This is a genomic window from Ruminococcus sp. (assembly GCF_024684275.1).
The window spans coordinates 1-17476 of sequence record NZ_JAIKXF010000097.1; the positions used below are offsets into that span (position 1 = coordinate 1).

Annotated in this window: 14 protein-coding genes; 4 read left to right on the top strand and 10 right to left on the bottom strand. The window is 47.7% G+C overall.

Features of this window, described 5'->3' with window-relative positions; translation table 11 throughout:
- Positions 1–424 precede the first annotated feature (424 nt).
- From K5677_RS11255 to K5677_RS11290, 8 genes are all read right to left on the bottom strand, one after another.
- Positions 425–2209 (bottom strand): GGDEF domain-containing protein, encoded by a 1785-nt coding sequence (locus K5677_RS11255; protein ID WP_296728032.1) that lies wholly within the window; start codon positions 2207–2209, stop codon positions 425–427.
- A gap of 39 nt (positions 2210–2248) precedes the next feature.
- On the bottom strand, positions 2249–2725 hold the full coding sequence (ybaK, locus tag K5677_RS11260; protein ID WP_296728034.1) for a Cys-tRNA(Pro) deacylase: 477 nt from the start codon (positions 2723–2725) through the stop codon (positions 2249–2251).
- A 332-nt stretch (positions 2726–3057) separates the two neighbouring features.
- Positions 3058–3669 carry an epoxyqueuosine reductase QueH gene (locus K5677_RS11265; RefSeq protein WP_296728035.1) on the bottom strand — a complete coding sequence of 204 codons (612 nt, stop codon included), beginning with the start codon at positions 3667–3669 and terminating at the stop codon, positions 3058–3060.
- Entirely contained in the window at positions 3669–4535 is an 867-nt protein-coding gene (locus K5677_RS11270) for a stage 0 sporulation family protein (RefSeq protein WP_296728036.1), read from the bottom strand. The genes K5677_RS11265 and K5677_RS11270 overlap by 1 nt, the downstream gene beginning before the upstream one ends.
- A 22-nt stretch (positions 4536–4557) precedes the next feature.
- Entirely contained in the window at positions 4558–5541 is a 984-nt protein-coding gene (locus K5677_RS11275; protein WP_296728038.1) for a DNA polymerase III subunit delta', read from the bottom strand.
- Positions 5542–5546: 5 nt separating this feature from the next.
- Positions 5547–6461: a YegS/Rv2252/BmrU family lipid kinase gene (locus tag K5677_RS11280; protein WP_296728040.1), complete on the bottom strand. Its 915-nt coding sequence runs from the start codon at positions 6459–6461 to the stop codon at positions 5547–5549.
- A 52-nt stretch (positions 6462–6513) separates the two neighbouring features.
- Positions 6514–8142: a GDSL-type esterase/lipase family protein gene (locus K5677_RS11285; protein WP_296728041.1), complete on the bottom strand. Its 1629-nt coding sequence runs from the start codon at positions 8140–8142 to the stop codon at positions 6514–6516.
- Between the two features lie 113 nt (positions 8143–8255).
- Positions 8256–10292 (bottom strand): cellulase family glycosylhydrolase, encoded by a 2037-nt coding sequence (locus K5677_RS11290; protein ID WP_296728043.1) that lies wholly within the window; start codon positions 10290–10292, stop codon positions 8256–8258.
- Positions 10293–10701: 409 nt separating this feature from the next.
- Between K5677_RS11290 and K5677_RS11295 the strand changes: the two genes are divergently transcribed.
- Both K5677_RS11295 and cysK read left to right on the top strand, forming a co-directional pair.
- Positions 10702–11586, top strand: a complete 885-nt coding sequence (locus K5677_RS11295) for a hypothetical protein (protein ID WP_296728044.1) — start codon at positions 10702–10704, stop codon at positions 11584–11586.
- A gap of 442 nt (positions 11587–12028) precedes the next feature.
- A complete protein-coding gene (gene cysK / locus K5677_RS11300) occupies positions 12029–12955 on the top strand; it encodes a cysteine synthase A (protein ID WP_296728046.1) in 927 nt (308 codons plus the stop codon).
- Positions 12956–13149: 194 nt separating this feature from the next.
- On the opposite strand, the gene K5677_RS11305 is transcribed toward cysK, so the two are convergent.
- On the bottom strand, positions 13150–13764 hold the full coding sequence (locus tag K5677_RS11305) for a hypothetical protein (RefSeq protein WP_296728047.1): 615 nt from the start codon (positions 13762–13764) through the stop codon (positions 13150–13152).
- Between the two features lie 263 nt (positions 13765–14027).
- Between K5677_RS11305 and K5677_RS11310 the strand changes: the two genes are divergently transcribed.
- Positions 14028–14459 carry an Rrf2 family transcriptional regulator gene (locus tag K5677_RS11310; protein ID WP_296728049.1) on the top strand — a complete coding sequence of 144 codons (432 nt, stop codon included), beginning with the start codon at positions 14028–14030 and terminating at the stop codon, positions 14457–14459.
- A 26-nt stretch (positions 14460–14485) separates the two neighbouring features.
- Here K5677_RS11310 and K5677_RS11315 read toward each other — a convergent pair whose 3' ends face one another.
- The gene (locus K5677_RS11315) at positions 14486–16102 is read right to left on the bottom strand and encodes a polysaccharide biosynthesis C-terminal domain-containing protein (RefSeq protein ID WP_296728050.1); all 1617 of its coding nucleotides are present in this window, start codon (positions 16100–16102) and stop codon (positions 14486–14488) included.
- Between the two features lie 170 nt (positions 16103–16272).
- On the opposite strand from K5677_RS11315, the gene K5677_RS11320 reads away from it, so the two are divergent.
- Positions 16273–17466 carry a PLP-dependent aminotransferase family protein gene (locus tag K5677_RS11320; protein WP_296728052.1) on the top strand — a complete coding sequence of 398 codons (1194 nt, stop codon included), beginning with the start codon at positions 16273–16275 and terminating at the stop codon, positions 17464–17466.
- Positions 17467–17476 lie beyond the last annotated feature (10 nt).

Here is a 17476-nt window from a genome sequence, read left to right on the forward strand (position 1 = left end):
CACTTTATAATGACCTCCTTTTGATTCTTCTTGCAGTTGGTAGCCGCAAGTTTATTATAATCAAAAGGAGTTTTTATTTCAAGACTTATAGCTGTAAGCTCTTTTGAACCCCCGGCCGAGCCGGGGGTTTTCTGATTACAATGAAAATTAGCACTCTCGGTGCGAGAGTGCTAATCGTCCTTTTTCTTCTTTTTATCCCTGCCGCAGCCTGCATAACAGCCTATTAGCAGAATTATGGCTGAAACAGCCGCCAATGCTTCTTCCATAATATCCCCCCCATAATTATTATATATGAAAAATACGGTTCAAAAAATGGTCTCTACTGTATAAGTCTCCTGAGAAGCCCGTTTTGTTGCACTTTTTTAAAAACTTTGTATGAATAAACAATTTCGCTCTCCGCCATTAGTGCATAACGCCTATGAAATCAGATATAAGCCTGTTTTTTCAGTATTGCCGAGATCACTCTGCCGATTATTACAAAATAGTTCATATCAGCCACCGACCACTTCTTGAAGCGCCCGATGTAGCAGAACGAGATCATTCCCTTTATCATGCCCTCCTCGGTGATGAGGTACTGCACAGCTCCGCCTATATTCTGCGCTACAAGCTGAGCAAAGGCATCGTCGTCACGTCCCTCAAGCTCGTTGACATTGTCGATAACAAAGAGACCGTCCCCTGTAAATCGGTCTGTATAGCCGTTTTCAAGGAGATAAGCCGCGTTTCTCACAACTGCATTTCCGCAGCTGAGAATAAGTCCCATATCGCTGCCCGAAAAAACGCATATATCGTCAAGGTCGAACTGCACACGGACCTGCTCCAGAAGCACGGATATATCAGGTATCCTGCCAAGAACAAGACTCTCAGCCAGTCCGCCGACAAAGCTGAGCTTCTCCGAGGACTCACCCTTTCCGCTGAGAAATGCTATTCTGTTGCTCATGTCCTTCTTTACAGGACCGTGCTTGACAACATCGTAGATAACATAGCGGTTCTGTCCCTTTTCCTGTGCGATATACAGGGCTTTGTCCGCCTGCATGAACAACTCGTCGTAGCTCCTGCTGTCTATGGGGTATGCGGAAACTCCCATAGAGCAGGTCAGGCGGAATTTCTCGAATCTGTCCGCAAAGGAAAATTCAATATTAGTGCGTATAGCGCGGAGAATGCTTCGCAGGTCTTCTTCGTCCCGTACCCCCTCAAGAACCATAAGAAAGCCGCCGCCGCTTATCCTGCCTGCAATACCGCGTGAGCCTATCTCTGTCTTGATTATACGTGCCACAGTATATATGACCTCATCGCCGAAAAGATGCCCGTAGCTGTTGTTTATATCGGTAAAATCGTCAATGTCGAGTATGACAAGATGTACGCTGTGATGAGGCTCATCAGCCAGTATCTCCTGCGCAAAAGCAGTTATAGCACGTTTGTTGAGAAGTCCCGAAAGAGAGTCCTTGTTTGCTTCAAGGGCAAGGTTTACCTCCTTGCCTCTGCTTCGTGAGCTTACAACTGAAATGATACCCGTGACCTTGCGGGTGTCGGGATCGTCATACCGCGTAAGTCCGCGGAAAAGGCAGACCTCCTTAGTCTTGCCCTCGGTGAGCACAGAGGTCTCAAGCTCATGGTCGAAGCGGTATGCTCCGCTTTGGATATCCCTGCACAGTGCATTGAAGGCGTCAATATACCGCGTCAGTACATAGCCCTGTTCTATGGCATTTTTCCGCCACTGCTCCAGCTCCTCGTCCATAAGGACTATCTCGCGGAAGCAGTCGAACATATATATGCGCAGTTTCTTTGTTTCAAAGCTGTACTCGAAAGCAAGGTCGGATATGAGGCTAAGCACATGGCGGTATTCGGAAAGCCTGCGCTGACGGCTGTAAGCAAGGGACTCCAGTGAAAAAACATCGCTGAAATTCATGCTGTACATGGGCTCTCTGCCCTCGGAAAGCACAAGTCTGACTGTAACCAGTATCCAGCGGAACTCTCCGCTGACGCTCTTCATGCGGATAACTGTCCTGCGGATATTTCCAACGGAGGCGTTTTCCATACATTCAAGTATCCTCGGATAGTCCTCGTCACAGATGGTTCGCCTTATGGAATAGGTAACATCGTTTCCGAAAAAAGCAAAAAAGGCTTCATTGCCGCTTTGCGTGTGGAAGCTTCTGTCCACAACTGCTCTGCCAACACTGTAAAGCCTTTCATTTAAAAAATCGCCTTTCATATCGCCGCCCCCCTTACGACAGCCCCAAATGGCTGTTTGTCAAAGGATAATATCCTCGAATTTTCCGCGTATGGCTTTTACAAGCTCCTGCGGAGAAAGATGTATCTGTACGCCGATGCGTCCGCCGCTTATGTAGAACTGCGGAAGCTCTGCCGCGCTCTCATGCACAACGGTCATAAACTGCTTTTTCATGCCGATAGGAGTACAGCCGCCGCGGACATAGCCTGTTATCTTTGTAATGTCCTTAACATGGATAAGCTCAACAGACTTCTCTCCCACGCTCTTTGCAGCTTTTTTCATATCAAGCTCCAGCGCAACGGGGATAAGGAAACAGTAATAGCTGCCGCTCTTACCCTGCGCAACGAGAGTCTTGAAAGTCTCGTCAAGGGGCTGTCCAAGCTTTTCGGCGGTGTGTATGCCGTCAATGAATTCGTCACATTCATAGGTCTGCACGGTGTATTCAATCTTGCTTTTATCAAGAAAACGCATTGCGTTGGTCTTTAGTTCCTTGCCCATTGTTTTTCTCCCATATATGATCGTAAAAATATATTACAGCAGCACACCTACATAATTAAGACAAAACCAAACAAATAAAAGCAGTAAAACCAGCCATATAACGAAAAAGCTCAGTCTTAAACGCCTCAGTTCAGGCTTTGTTCCTTTTTTCTCTGCATCTCTGATTTTTGCCTTTGCGCAAAGGTAATATATGCCTAAATATATTATAGAAAAGCCGATAAATAACGCAGCATATTTAATATATTCAATATAAATATTATTATTCATTAAGATCACCATAAGCTGAATATTCGGGTGGATAGTATCCGCCCCCTGCTTCGGGACGCCGTCCCCTACTTTTTACTAAAGACACAGCCACAGTAATTCTGCCTGTACAAATTATACTGCTTCGACAGCTCTATGGAATGTTTATAGCCCTCGTGCTTCTTGAAATCAGAGAAAAGATAGGGCACACCTATCTCTTCCTGCAAACGTCCGCCGCACTCGTTGATGAACGTGCAGTCCTTATGGGGACTTATGGTCAGGGTAGTAGTGAAAAAATCGCAGCCCAGCTCCTTTGCCTTTGCGCCTGCTTTTCGCAGTCGGTACTCTATGCACCTTTGGCAGCGCTCTCCGCGCTCTGGCAGGTCTTCAAGTCCCTTTGCCAGCTCATAAAACGGGGCGGGGTCATACTCCTCCTCGATAATGGGTATATCAAGTCCCATTTCATGCACAAGGCGTTTAAGCTCCTCATATCTGAATGTGAATTCTTCCTCGGGAGCTATATTCGGATTGCAGAAATACAGCGTTACACGGAAGTATTTCTCCAGCACCGTAAGGGTATGGCTGCTGCACGGCGCACAGCAGGCATGGAGAAGCAGCGACGGTCTCTCGCCGTTTTTTTCAAGTTCGGCTATCTTCTTATCCAGAAGCAAGCCGTAGTTTATCTTCTGCTGCTGAGCCATTACTTGTCCTCAAGGTTTTTAAGCGCTTTAAGCTCTTCCTTATTTACTCTTATCTCGGCGTCTTTAAGGAGCTTGACCTCGCTTCTGTCAAGTGTCACAGGAACCTCTGACTTATCGGTCTTTACGCGGAGCTTTCCTGTGATGAGGTTTACGTCCTCAACACGTCCCTTGTCGCCGTCGGGAGTAACAACTGTAGCGCCTATCTTAGGCGTTATCTTCAGCAGAGCCTCGTATGCGTTCTGCTCGTTTTTGAGACAGCACATAAGTCTGCCGCAGGTTCCCGATATTTTTGTGGGATTGAGGGAAAGTCCCTGCTCCTTTGCCATTTTTATAGAAACAGGCTGAAAATCGCCCATGTAGCTCTTACAGCAGAACTCTCTGCCGCAGATGCCGAGTCCGCCCAGTATCTTTGCCTCGTCGCGGACACCTATCTGTCTGAGCTCTATTCTTGTTCTGAATACAGCCGCAAGGTCCTTTACAAGCTCGCGGAAGTCCACACGGTTCTCGGCTGTAAAGTAAAACAGCAGCTTGTTGTTGTCAAATGTGCACTCGACGTCCACCAGCTTCATATCCAGCTTACGAAAGGCTATCTTTTCCTCGCATATCCTGAAAGCGTCCTTTTCGCGCTGCTTGTTCTTCTCCACGGTTTTGAGGTCATTCTCGTCAGCCAGTCTGATTATAGGCTTGAGAGGTGAATTTATCTCCTCATCGTCTATCTGGCGGTTGGCAATGACCACCTCTCCGCACTCAACACCGCGCACTGTCTCAACGATAGCACGGTCACCCACCTTAGTCTTTATATCTCCCGGTGAAAAGTAGTATATTTTTCCTACGCTCTTAAAGCGTACTCCGACTATTTCCTTCATAGAAACTCCTATCTAAAGCCGTTTATCCGACTATTTCCATTATCTCCGCACCCAGCGCAGTAAGCGCCAGCGGTATGCCCACATTGCTCTCCACTGCACTCCACGCCTTTTCGATACGCGAGTGTATCCTTGCGGACTGATAAGCTGTCAGCGAGCGTGAAAGCGCTCTTGCTCCCTCACGGAAGCAGCCTATGTTCCGTGCAGCATCGTCCTTGCTGAGAACTGCTGCATCGCGGATAAGCTTGTCAAGCATTGTCAGCACCTCTCTCACGTCGTCCCTCTCTCGTCCTGAAGAGCAGAGCCATACGCTGAGAGCGTACTCGTCTTTCCTTATTATACTATCGGCAATGGATTTTGTCAAATCCACCTGCCTGCGGAGAGCTTCGTCGTTGATGTAGCTCTCGCACATACCGATGTTACCGTGGAAGCAGCTCACAGCTGCCTGTATGTCCTGCGAAGCATAGCCGCTGTCTCCGAGAGCTTCCGCAGCCTCCTCCTCGGTGCAGGGGGCTGTGGAGAAGCACACACATCGGGATATGATAGTTGGCAGGAACTCCGACTTTGAGCCGCAGGTGAATATGAAATAGGCATACTCGGGGGGCTCCTCTATGAGCTTTAACAGAGCGTTCTGAGTCTGATCCTGCACATGACTGCAATCCGCAAAGATATACACCTTGCAGCCGCTGCTGTTATTAGGCTTAACGTAGGCGTCCGCGATTATCTCACGGGCTGTCTTTACGCTGTAATTTCCAAGCTTTCCCGACCTTTCGGGGTATATCACGTCGGGGTGTATATCCTTTTCCACGTTTTTGCAGGCATTGCAGACTCCGCAGGGCTTGCCGTTTTCGGGAGTCTCGCACATCAGCGCCTGTGTGTAATATTTTGCGATAAGCTTCTTTCCGCTGCCCTTTTCACCGCATATTATCAACGAATGAGCAGTCCTGCCGCTGGCTCTCATGCCTGCAAGGGCGTCAAGAAGCTGTTTGTTTCCGTATATTTTCTTCATGCCGCTCACTTCTCAAAGGGCAGGCGGCTCTTGCCGCGCACCATGAAGGGAACTGCCTTTTTATGGCAGCAGATGTGGTTTACGACCTCCTCACTGCCGTACTCACCGTCTCTTGTCCACGAGAAGGGCTTGTCGGAGAGATTTGTGACAGTAACTTCATTTGTACGGAAGAAAACTATATTTTTATCGGTCATGTCGTTTTTCAGCAGTGCTACAGCGGTCTTGCCCAGCTCTGTGGCGTTCTTAGGCTTTCTTATTAAAGTTACCTCAAAGATACCGTCATCAAGGAGAAAGTTCTTCATATTTATCATGCCTGCAACGGAAGCGGTATTCGTCACCATGCCGTATACGAAATCGCCCTCGATAGTCCTGCCGTCGTACTCTATGCGCATGGGCTTTGCCTTTATGCTGCCGAGATGAGCAGCTCCCCCTGCGATATAGGCAGCGTGACCGAAAACGTTCTTGACCTTCTGTGAGGTCTCATAAGTGATATTGGTGAAAGCTCCGAAAGCCGCAACATATGAGAAATACCCGTCGTTGAAGCCTCCCACGTCACAGAGAGCAGGCTTGCCGTGGGTAATAAGCTTTGCTGCCCTTATCTGGTCTGAGGGAATACCGAGACTTTTTGAAAAATCATTGGTAGAGCCTGCCGGCACATAGCCTATGGGTATGCGCTTTTCGCAGCCCATTACTCCTTGCAGGCACTGACTGAGGGTACCGTCGCCTCCTGCTACCACAAGGAGGTCATATCCCTTTTCACAGGCGTATACAGCCTGCTCCACGGCATCACTGCCGCTCTGTGTGGTATGGACAGTTACCTCATAGCCCGATCTCACGAACTCGTCAACTATTTTGCCCAGTTTTTTGTTTATCACAGCCTTTCCCGCAACGAGATTGACTATAAAATACATCTTTTTCATTATTTTTCTCCCTATACAATCAGCGGACAGGGGTTAGCTGTCCGCTGTGATCTTATGCTGTCTTTAAGTATTCTTCAAAGCTCTTGATGTCCTTTGATGTAACAGCGGTATAAGCGTAGTAGGAAAGGATATATGATGCGTCTACTGCGTTTATCTTGCCGTTTTTGTCAACGTCTGCCGCATTCTTCTGATCTTCGCTGAATTTTGAGGACTGATTTGTTGAAGTCCTTGCGTAGTCCTCAAGAACATATGAAGCATCTACTGCGTTTATAGCCTTGTTGTTGTCTACATCACCCAAAGCGATAGTCTTGACGGGCTGAGCAGTCGTTGTAACAGGTGCTGTTGTAGTTGTGGTGCTTGTTGTGGTTATCTTCTTTGTTGTAGTCGTTGCCTTAGTAGTTGTAGTTGTTGTTGTAGGCTTCTTTGTTGTTGTAGTGGTTGAAGTCGTAGTTGTAGTAGTAGGCTTCTGTGTAGTCGTGACAGTTGTTGTAGTAGTTTTTGTAGGCTTTACTGTAGTTGTTGTAGTGGTGGTGGAAGTAGTAGTGGTAGTAGTCAGCGTCGGATCCTGACCTGCGACCTTGTTATAAGCTGCAAGTGCTATTGCAGGATACTTGTCCTTATCGCTGAAGCTGTTGAAGGTCTTTCTGAGAAGTCCGTTATCGTTGTGGAGCTTGTTTATAGTTGAAAGCACAGCAGTTGCAATTGCAACGTGTCCCTTCTGATTCGGGTGAACATCTGCTGATGAAAGTCCGCCTGTCTGAGTGTCGATGAAATAGCTTGCGTGTCCGGGGTTGCTCTGTGAAAGTGTCTCATTAGTCGATGTGAAAAGAGTCTTTACATCGACAACGTCAATACCGTCAATAGTATGGAGCTGCTGGTCAAAGGCTTCCATAACATCTTCAAGTCTCGGTCTTATAACAGTATTTATAAGAGTGTTCTGTGAAGAACTCTTGCCGTAGGTTTTTTCCATATATGTCTGTTCAAGCTCAACAGGCTGGAATATATTCTGTACCATTATTTTGGCATCAGGCGAAATAGCCTTCAGCTTTGAAACGGCAGTCTTTATATTCGGGATAGTTACCTTTTCAAAATAGCCGTCGTGACCATTCTCGCTTGAGGTCAGGTCTGTTGCAACGCCGCTTACCTGGCTGTTTACTTCAAGTGCCTGAGAAAGTCCCTTTGAAGCGTACTCGGAAAGGCTGCCCTCGCCTCTGAACTTGATTATCTCTACCATATCGGATACCGAGGGATTGGCAGGGATATTGTCCTTTGTATAGCCGTCATTGAGGAAATTCTTATTTACGGCATAGGCTATGAGCTTCTTTGAGGCAAACTGCATGATGTCGTTTCCGCCAACAGAGATGACGATATACTCAGCGTCGGCAACGTTCTGCTTCTGCTCGGGTGAAAGCTTATCTATCACATTGATAAGGTCAGAAGAATTATCTCCAGAAACCGCGTAGTTGCTCACCTTGCAGCCAAGGTAATCGCCGCATATCTCGCCGTAGTTATGCTCGACATTGCCCTTTCTTGTAACGCCGGCAGCTATACTGTCACCGAAAACCACCATGCCGCCCTTTTCGGCAGCTGCTGCCTTTTCATTGAAAGCTGTGCCTGAAACGGAAGTCAGCGCTGAAAGTCCTGTAGCTGCGGAAAGCAGCATTGAAATAAGTTTCTTCATGTAAAATTCCTCCTTTGAATTGCTGCGTCAGCCGAGAAAGCTTCCCCCGGCTATGTATAGTATATGATATATGATATGAACTTTTCTGTCAAGCGGAAAAATATGTCACCTTATCACTTAGCGCCCTCCATGACAGCATTGAGGACAGCTCCGTCCCACGCAACAGAGTTTCTGTTGAATATACCGAAGCTTGACTCGCCGCTGAACTTACTGTTATCCCATACAAAGCACTTTATGCCCTGCTTCTTTGCGGCGCTTATGTAGTAGGTGTAGTATCTGCTTCTTGTAGCCTCGTCAGCTCCGTGAACACAGCCGAATTCGCAGATAAGGACAGGTATGCCCTTGTCGATGAACTTTTGTCTCAGCTCTGTGAACTTGCCCTCAAGCTCGCTCTCGCCGCTTGGAGTAAAGACTGTATCTGTGCCCTCGGAGAATCTCCACGGTGCATAGTAATGTACCGAAAGAATGATATTCTTGCCGCTGGGAACTACCATATCATTAAGCGCCACGCTGTCGGCAGAAGCCGCATATGTGGTGACGATAAGAGTTCTGTTGGCGTTGTTGCCGCCGCTTGCACGTACCGTGTCAACAAATGCCTTGGCGTACTTGTTGACAGTGCTGCGCTCGTCCTTTGTACCGCCCGTCCATTCCATAGATGAACCCACGGTCCTCGGCTCGTTCATGCCCTCGAATATGAGTCTGTCATCATAATCGGCAAAGCGCTCGCTCACCTGCTTCCAGATACTTTCAAGGCGCATACAGTCGCCGCTGAATGAAGCCGGCTGAGGATCAAACCAGATATAGTCGTCATGGTGCATATTGATGATAACGAACATTCCCTCATTATATGCGTAGTCAACGACCTCCTGTACTCTGTCGAGCCATTCCTTCTGGATACTTGTATCGTTCATATGCTCGGACCATGTTACAGGTATTCTTATGGCGTTGAAGCCTGCTGCCTTTACAGACTTTATCATTTCCTTAGTAGTCTTGGGGTTCTCCCAGCCTGTCTCGGTGTCGAGACCCGATCTGCCTGTATTATAGCTTTCAAGGGTATTTCCGAGATTCCAGCCCACCTTTATCTTTGATACTATCTCGGAAGCGCTTCTGAAGCCCTTTTCACCCGAAGTATCCTCCGTAGTGGGTGCCATAGTTGCCACCTCTATCTTTGTGGGAGCAGGATAATCTCCGCTGCCGACGCTGTACTTGACCTCCGCCTTGTCAACGGTGATGGTGGGCTGATCGCTCCACCAGTATCCCAGAAGGAGCTCGTTATCCTTTTCCATGCAGCCCTTTGCCTTGTCAGGCACGAACCATGTGAGCTGTAAATTATCGCTGTCTGTGAATATTGACACATCTCCAGACTGGAATTCACCAGCAGTAGAGCTTATTCCGTAGGCGCCTGTGAATTTTCCTAAGCTGCCGGTCGTGCTGACGCTGAACGTTACCACCTCAGGCACCATGCCCTCAGGTATGAAATCAAGAGGTATATGCACTCTGTTGTCCTCGTCGGAGTAGCTCACCGACTTGCCTACCTGAACAGAGGCAGTACCGTCAACAGGCACCTCTCTCGTCCTGCTGAACCTGCATACAACATTGTCTATCTTCAGGCTTTCGCAGTTTCCCCACCAGTAGCCGAACAGGACCTCTCCCCCCTCATGGATATAGTCCTTCAGCTCCTCGGGAACGTTCCATGTTATCTCGCCGTAGCTGCCCTCAGTAGGAGCCGAAAAATCTCCCGACTGATACCAGCCCTTAGTTGTTGCAGCCGGGCATTTGTCGTCTACTGATATGCCACAGCCGCCTTTGAATTCGCCGATATTCCCTCCGTCCCCTGAATATACGGTAAATGTGAACGATTCTATCCTGTCGCCTTCCTCGATAAGGTCAGCGAGCGGGAACTTGATCGTGTTGCTGCCCTCGGCACGTCCGATAGTCCTGTTTACGGATATCTGTGAACCAAGAGCGGCCGAAACGGTCTCAACTGGGCTTTTATGCTCGGTCGCCATCTCTGTAGTTTCCTCCTCAATAATAGCAGTTGTCTTCTGAGCGTCTGTGCTTTTTTCTTTCTCAGACACACTTGAAGAACCGCCTTTCTTCGCGCATGACACACCCGTAAGCAGCATTGCAGCGGCTGTAAGCAGCGCCATTGCAGATCTCCTCATTGTCAGATGTCCTTTCCCCATTGTTTATTGGATCTCGATAAAGAAACGTCATTCCTCTTTTTTTATTACGGAACAACTTTATAAACACTTATTATAATTATATCACGCCAAAGGGCGATTTGCAATACATGATTTTTACTAATATATGCCATTATACCTACGCTTTTTCATTATTCTGCCGATAAAGGCATTGTCCCGGCACTCTGCAAAATGACAGAACTGTGAAATAGTCGTGGTAAAAATGTGACTCTTTGTCAAAGAATTGATTACAATTCCGTCTTTGTCTTGACAAATAATCACCGCTTGTGTATAATTAAAGTAAGCTCAGCGGAGTGCACTGCTCCGCAAAAAAGTATGAAAAAATACATCCCTTTTAATGAAAGGACGCAAAACTATGACTGATTTCAGAAAAAAAGCTATCGCGCTGGCAGCTGTTGCCTGCGTTGCTATTACTTCTGCCGCTTCATGTTCAAAAAAGGAAGCAGGCAGCGCATCAAACAAGACCTCATCTACAGGAAACAGCTCCGTTGAACAGGCAACTGCCGGCAATATGCCGACACTTGAAAACATCGAGAACGCAAGCGGCGCTGTAGTTGTTACTCCTTTCCAGACAGGCTCACCTGCTGACCTTGCAAATTTAGGTCTTACTCTCCCCGACGGCGTTGACCTCAACTCTGATGATCCTCAGACAAAGTCAACAACACAACCTGCTACAGAGGTAGTTGAGGTAACACAGGCTAACGGCGAAAAGGCTACTGATGCCAACGGTGCTGTAGTGACCGAGATCGTCACAAAGCCTACCGAAGCTTCCGGTGAATACACAAGCAAGACAGACAGCAGATACTGTATGTGGCTCGATATATCAAAGGATTCAGACTATGTATTCAACGGCGATTTCATCGAGGTAGTATTCAAGCTCAAGGACAATATCCCCAACAAGGACTATCCTGTAAGATTCAATCCCGATTTTGCTACCGTTGCAGGCAAGTCTATCGCTCCCGATAAGGTAATCCAGGGAAATATCAAGGTCGGCGGCGATATCGAGGAACAGAACGTCTCCTCAGAGACAGGCTTTGTAGCTTACGGCGACAACGTTTCCGCAAAGCCCGGCGACGAGATAACATATCACATCAACCTCAAGAACAACCCCGGTCTCGCAGCTATGCTGGTATGGGTATACTACGATTCAAACGCTATGGAAGTTGAGGGTATCTATCCGTCAGGCGAATTCGAGAAGTTCGCATCAACTGCAACTACAGGCGAAAAGCCAAAGAACTAAGCTTATACAAGGGCGTGGCAAAGGTCACGCCCTTTTTTATTATATGTAGGGAACGCCGCCCTCGGCGTTCCTAAATTTATAATTCGGAATGCGGAATTAAGAATTAGGAATTGTGGTGTCCGCTTATGCGGACGGATCTAAATTGAAGGTCTGATTATATATACCCATACAATAAAAAAATGATTTCAATATATTCCACGGGCGGCGGAACGCCGCCCCTACTTAGCTCTTAGTTCTGAATTCTGAATTCTTTTTCAAAAAAAGGCTTGACAAATGTAAATTTTGCTGATATAATATAAGCATACCAAACATATAGGTGATATAGAAAATATCAAGAGGTGCTATGTCATGTATAAAATCAAGTCCAAACGATGTTGACGCTCCTGTTTCATATGTCAACACGCATTTTTATCAACAACTTATGTAAAGGAGATCTTTTATTATGAAAACTTATAAGAAAATTACAGACCTTATCGGCGGTACTCCGCTTCTGGAACTCGCAAACCTCGAAAGCGCTCATGAGCTGAACGCTGTTCTTCTCGCTAAGCTCGAATACTTCAATCCTGCCGGAAGCGTCAAGGACAGGATCGCTAAGGCTATGATAGATGACGCAGAGGCTAAGGGACTTCTCAAGGAAGGCAGTGTTATCATTGAGCCTACCAGCGGAAATACAGGTATCGGTCTTGCTTCCGTAGCTGCTTCAAGAGGCTACAGACTTATCATCACAATGCCTGAGACCATGAGCATTGAGCGCCGCAACCTCATGAAGGCTTACGGTGCAGAGCTTGTTCTCACAGACGGTTCAAAGGGTATGAAGGGCGCTATCGCTAAGGCTGACGAGCTTGCTCAGGAAATTCCAAACAGCTTTATCCCTTCACAGTTCACAAACCCTGCAAACCCTGCTATCCACGAAAAGACCACAGGCGTTGAGATATGGGACGATACCGACGGAAAGGTAGATATCTTCGTTGCTGGTGTAGGTACAGGCGGTACTATCAGCGGTACAGGCGCTTACCTCAAGTCCAAGAATCCTAACGTTAAGGTAGTTGCTGTTGAACCTAAGAGCTCACCTGTTCTCTCAGAGGGCACAGCAGGTCCTCACAAGATCCAGGGTATCGGTGCAGGCTTCGTTCCGGAAACTCTCAATACAAACGTTTACGACGAGATAATCCCTGTATCAAACGAGGACGCATTCGAGACAGGCAGAGCTATCGCAAGAACAGAAGGCGTACTCGTAGGTATTTCCTCAGGTGCAGCAGTATGGGCTGCTATCCAGCTTGCAAAGCGTCCTGAGAACAAGGGCAAGACTATCGTTGCTCTTCTCCCTGACACAGGCGAGCGTTATCTCTCAACTCCTATGTTTGAATGATCACATTTTATGCCATTTACATTAAAAAAACGGAGCTTAAAGCTCCGTTTTTTTAAGTTTAGAGTTGAAAGTTCCGAGTTGAGAGTTATGGTGTCGCCTGCGGCGATAATATGAATATCACATACAGCGGCGATCAACTCTAAACTCTCAACTTTCAACTAAAAAAAGCCCGAAATACTTCGGGCTTGATGATATTACTTTAATACCTCAGCAGGAGGATCAATGATGTCAGAGGGTGTTATATCGTATTTGATAACAGTGCCCTTCGCTCTCTCATCGTCGCCTGTAGGATAGAAGCAAAGCTTGAAATCCTTTATATCACCGACAAGAACGATACCGCCGATAAGTCCGCTGAACTGTCCGTTTGACGGGATATTGAATGGATCGGTATAGTACTTGCTCTCGTTGAAGTGCTGCCTTGCATAAAGCTGTGTGCGGACATCAGAATACACCTCGTTTCCGTCAGGAAGCTCGATGTAGAAGTTATTGAGTGTACTGAGAGCGTACTCTTTAGCCATACTGTTTCTGAGAGTTATATCCATGTATATGAAATGCTCGCCTGTGTCGCTGTTCAGAGCGCTGACAACGGAATTGAGGGTAAAGGCTGTATCCTTATCTACGATCTCCTTGCCAAGCTCGCCCTTTATAACATTTGTGCCTACAGGCTCGGTCTCAGACGGTATGCTTTCCGTTCTGCGCGGACGCACACTTGATCCTGATGAGCCATCATTTCTATCTGAACAGCCTGCAAAAGCAGCTGTTGTAAGTACTGCTGCGATAAGTACTGCAAAAATTCCTGTTTTTTTCATCGTTTTATCCTCCGGTTCATTCTCTAACCTTGAAATACAGCTCCGCCGCAGTGCATCAGGGAGAGCTGCTCTGTATATTATATTCAGTATAGCACAAAGTTCAGCGGTATGTCAAGCATTTGGAGCAGGAATTACAAAATATCATGTCCGTCTAAAAATCCAAAAAGCGGCATAAAAAAGCAGTTTTTTTCAGTTCCCTCTTGAAAACATACTAAACCTATGGTATAATAATAAATACCGACAACGCGAAAGGACGTGTATCAATGAAAATATCAACTAAAGGCAGATACGCTCTGCGAATGCTCTACGACCTCGCTATGCACCACGAAGAGGGATATGTATCGCTTAAAGATATTGCTGACAGACAGGGGATATCAAAAAAATATCTGGAACAGATAGTTCCTCTTCTTAATAAAACAGGTCTCCTGAGGACCAACCGCGGCAATAAAGGCGGCTATATGCTTGCAGGAAGCGCCGACGAGATAACTGTAGGCGACGTGCTTAAAGCTACCGAGGGCAGCCTTGCTCCCGTAGCCTGCCTTGAATTCGAGCCGAATGAATGCCCGAGAGCCGCTGACTGCTCCACCCTCTTTATATGGGAGGGGCTTTACAAGTCCATAACCGACTATCTCGACAGCATCAGTCTCAATGATATTATAAATCACAGCCATAACGGCGGAGATTATTGTATTTGATCCACAGCAAGCGATAAGTATCATGCTTATTGCTTGTTTTTATTTATCCTCCCGATAAGAGCATACACAAGCCCGATATATACAGCTCCGCCAACTGCTCCGGAGACCGCCAGCACTGCCATAACGGGGACCTCTCTGCGCCGAAGCACCTCCGCCGCAAGAAGCGCTGCTCCGCCGCACATAGCCCCTGCGTAAAGGACCTTACCAAAGGGAGCGATGGTTATTCTGGCTTCCGAAGCCCTTATGTAAGCACGGAGAGACAGCGCCAGTATCACTGCGTAGCATAGAGAGGTAGACAGTGCCGCCCCGTCAACTCCCATAACAGGTATCAGCAGAAGATTCCCTGCCAGCTTTACCGCCGTGCCCACAAGCATTATTTTCAGAGGCGCGGCTGACCTGCCTACTGCCTGAAGCATACTGAACAGCGGAAACGACACGCACAGACAAACCATTCCTGCCATGAGATAACGCAGAGAGCCTATGCAAACCGCCGCCTCATCGGACTGGCGCGGAAACAGAAAGCTAAGCACCTCGGGGGCAAGGACTCCAAGACCGACTGCTGACGGAACAGCTATCAGAGCTGCCGAAAGAAGCGCCTGTGACGTACTGCACTCCAGCGCACAGCGGTCTCCACTGCCCTTTGCCGCTGCAACACAGGTAAGAGCTCCCTTGCCAAGCATATTCGTCACAGAGGGCACAAGGTTGAACACCGTCAGGGCTATGCCTGCAAATGAGCCGTAAATGAACTGAGGGAGCTCGTCTTTCGTGACACCAACGGGAAGTCCCGACGCAGCATCGAACCGCGAGATACAGCCTATGACAGTCCACATATCTATCAGCGCCGTAAGATTTGTCACAACGGAGCTTATCCCCACAGGCAGAGCTGTCCCAACCAGCTCACGGGTAATTGTCCTGCGGCTCATCACATGGTCTTCTCCGCCGTTGTGAGCTCTCCCGAACAGCCGCATTATCGCAAAAAACAACGCCGCCCCTGCTGTTGACAGGGTAACGCCGAATATACCTGCGGCGGCAGCTGCCGCCCGTATGTCAGTCACATGAGGGAACAGCTTCATGACCGTATGAGGGTGAGCCGCTGTGAAGCCGCAGAGCAAAAGCCCTGCCGCAGCCTTTACCACGCCCTCTGTCAGCTGTGAAAGCGCTGTGGGGTACATATTGCTCATGCCCTCGTAGTAGCCGCGCTCTACAGCAGTGATACAGCCGAAAAATACCGCTGGAGCTATCATGGCTACTGCCGCTGATGCCTCGGGAAGTCCGATGATATAGGAGCTGAATGGCTTTGCAAGGAGAAGTATCAGCAGGCTCCCTGCCAGTCCTACCGCCGAAAACAGCGCAAGGGCAGTCCGCCTGACCTTAGCGGCATTCCTGTACATACCCAGCGCCGTGCTTTCCGCGGTCATCTTAGCCACGGCGGAGCTCAGTCCCGTAACCGCCAGAGCGTATACAGGCATGAACAGGCTGTAGGCACAGCTGAAATAGCTCATTCCCACGCCGCCGAGTATGTTTGTCAGGGGTATCTTGAACGCCGCACCAAGCAGCTTCGCCGCTGCCGCCGACAGCATAAGTATGATAGAGCCCTTTATGAAGTTTTGTTTTTTCAGTGCAAACCGCCTCCGATTTGACATAATGTATGGAAAAATCACTTTTTCACAAAAATATATGTTGCAGAATTCAGAATTATGTGTTATAATGTATAGGATAGGCTGACACTTTGTACCATATTGCTCCGGTTTAAGAATGTAAGGGGCAAGACATTGCAAAACATTAACATACAGACGAAAGGCTGGTTTTTATCATGGATTATAAATTCTCAGACAAGGTGACCAAGCTTCACGCTTCGGCTATCAGAGAAATATTGAAATTCACTGCTGATCCCGATGTTATTTCCTTCGCAGCAGGTAATCCTGCTCCCGAAGCTTTTCCGAAGGAGCGTATCGCTGAAATATCGGCGGAGCTTCTCAGAGATGATCCTATCCTCGCTTTGCAGTACAGCGTGACAGAGGGATATACTCCTCTCCGCGACTATTTAAAGGGCTGGATGACAGAAAAGGGCTGCTTCCATAAGGAATTCGATGACCTCATCATCACATCAGGCGGACAGCAGGCTAACGAGCTTTCCTGCAAGGTGCTCCTCAATGAGGGAGATACTCTCCTCTGCGAGTCGCCATGCTTTATCGGCTCACTGAACGCTTTCCGTTCATACAACGTACACCTCAGAGGCATTGATATGGAAAGCGACGGCATCGACCTTGAAAAGCTGGAAAATGCTCTCAAGACCGAGAAGAACGTCAAGCTCCTTTACCTTATCCCGAATTTCCAGAACCCTACGGGCAAGACTATGTCACTTGCAAAGCGCAAGGCTGTATATGAGCTTGCCTGCAAATATGACTTCATTATCTTAGAGGACGATCCCTACGGCGAGCTCCGCTTTGAGGGTGAGAATATCCCATGTATCAAGAGCTTTGACACCGAGGGCAGAGTTATATACTCCAGCACATTCTCAAAGATAATCTCATCAGGCTTCAGAACAGGCTATTGCTCTGCTCCGTCACCTATTATCCAGAAAATGGTAGTGTGCAAGCAGGTTTCAGACGTTCACTCGAATATGTGGGCACAGGTAGTTTCCCACAGATTCATGTCAACTGTTGACAGAGAAGCGCATTTCAAGAAGCTCCGCGCTATATATAAGGAAAAATGTGACCTTATGTGCGGATATATCGACAATGAGTTCTCAAAGAAGATAAGCTATATCAAGCCGCAGGGCGGACTTTTCGTGTGGTGCGACCTTCCCGAGAGCTTCAACATGAACGATTTTTGCAGAAAGGCTGTACAGGAGTACAAAATAGCTGTAGTTCCCGGCAATTCGTTCAACATTGATGAGAATGAAATAAGCCATTCATTCAGACTCAATTACTCAACACCTACAAACGAGCAGATAAACAAAGGCATGGAGATACTTGCCCGTATGACAAGAGAAATGCTCGATTGAGAATAAAAAA

Excerpts from the sequence above, each read along its gene's own strand:
- K5677_RS11255 (WP_296728032.1), bottom strand. The coding sequence starts at position 2,209 with ATGAAAGGCGATTTTTTAAATGAAAGGCTTTACAGTGTTGGCAGAGCA.
- ybaK (WP_296728034.1), bottom strand. The coding sequence starts at position 2,725 with ATGGGCAAGGAACTAAAGACCAACGCAATGCGTTTTCTTGATAAAAGC.
- K5677_RS11265 (WP_296728035.1), bottom strand. The coding sequence starts at position 3,669 with ATGGCTCAGCAGCAGAAGATAAACTACGGCTTGCTTCTGGATAAGAAG.
- K5677_RS11270 (WP_296728036.1), bottom strand. The coding sequence starts at position 4,535 with ATGAAGGAAATAGTCGGAGTACGCTTTAAGAGCGTAGGAAAAATATAC.
- K5677_RS11275 (WP_296728038.1), bottom strand. The coding sequence starts at position 5,541 with ATGAAGAAAATATACGGAAACAAACAGCTTCTTGACGCCCTTGCAGGC.
- K5677_RS11280 (WP_296728040.1), bottom strand. The coding sequence starts at position 6,461 with ATGAAAAAGATGTATTTTATAGTCAATCTCGTTGCGGGAAAGGCTGTG.
- K5677_RS11285 (WP_296728041.1), bottom strand. The coding sequence starts at position 8,142 with ATGAAGAAACTTATTTCAATGCTGCTTTCCGCAGCTACAGGACTTTCA.
- K5677_RS11290 (WP_296728043.1), bottom strand. The coding sequence starts at position 10,292 with ATGGCGCTGCTTACAGCCGCTGCAATGCTGCTTACGGGTGTGTCATGC.
- K5677_RS11295 (WP_296728044.1), top strand. The coding sequence starts at position 10,702 with ATGACTGATTTCAGAAAAAAAGCTATCGCGCTGGCAGCTGTTGCCTGC.
- cysK (WP_296728046.1), top strand. The coding sequence starts at position 12,029 with ATGAAAACTTATAAGAAAATTACAGACCTTATCGGCGGTACTCCGCTT.
- K5677_RS11305 (WP_296728047.1), bottom strand. The coding sequence starts at position 13,764 with ATGAAAAAAACAGGAATTTTTGCAGTACTTATCGCAGCAGTACTTACA.
- K5677_RS11310 (WP_296728049.1), top strand. The coding sequence starts at position 14,028 with ATGAAAATATCAACTAAAGGCAGATACGCTCTGCGAATGCTCTACGAC.
- K5677_RS11315 (WP_296728050.1), bottom strand. The coding sequence starts at position 16,102 with ATGTCAAATCGGAGGCGGTTTGCACTGAAAAAACAAAACTTCATAAAG.
- K5677_RS11320 (WP_296728052.1), top strand. The coding sequence starts at position 16,273 with ATGGATTATAAATTCTCAGACAAGGTGACCAAGCTTCACGCTTCGGCT.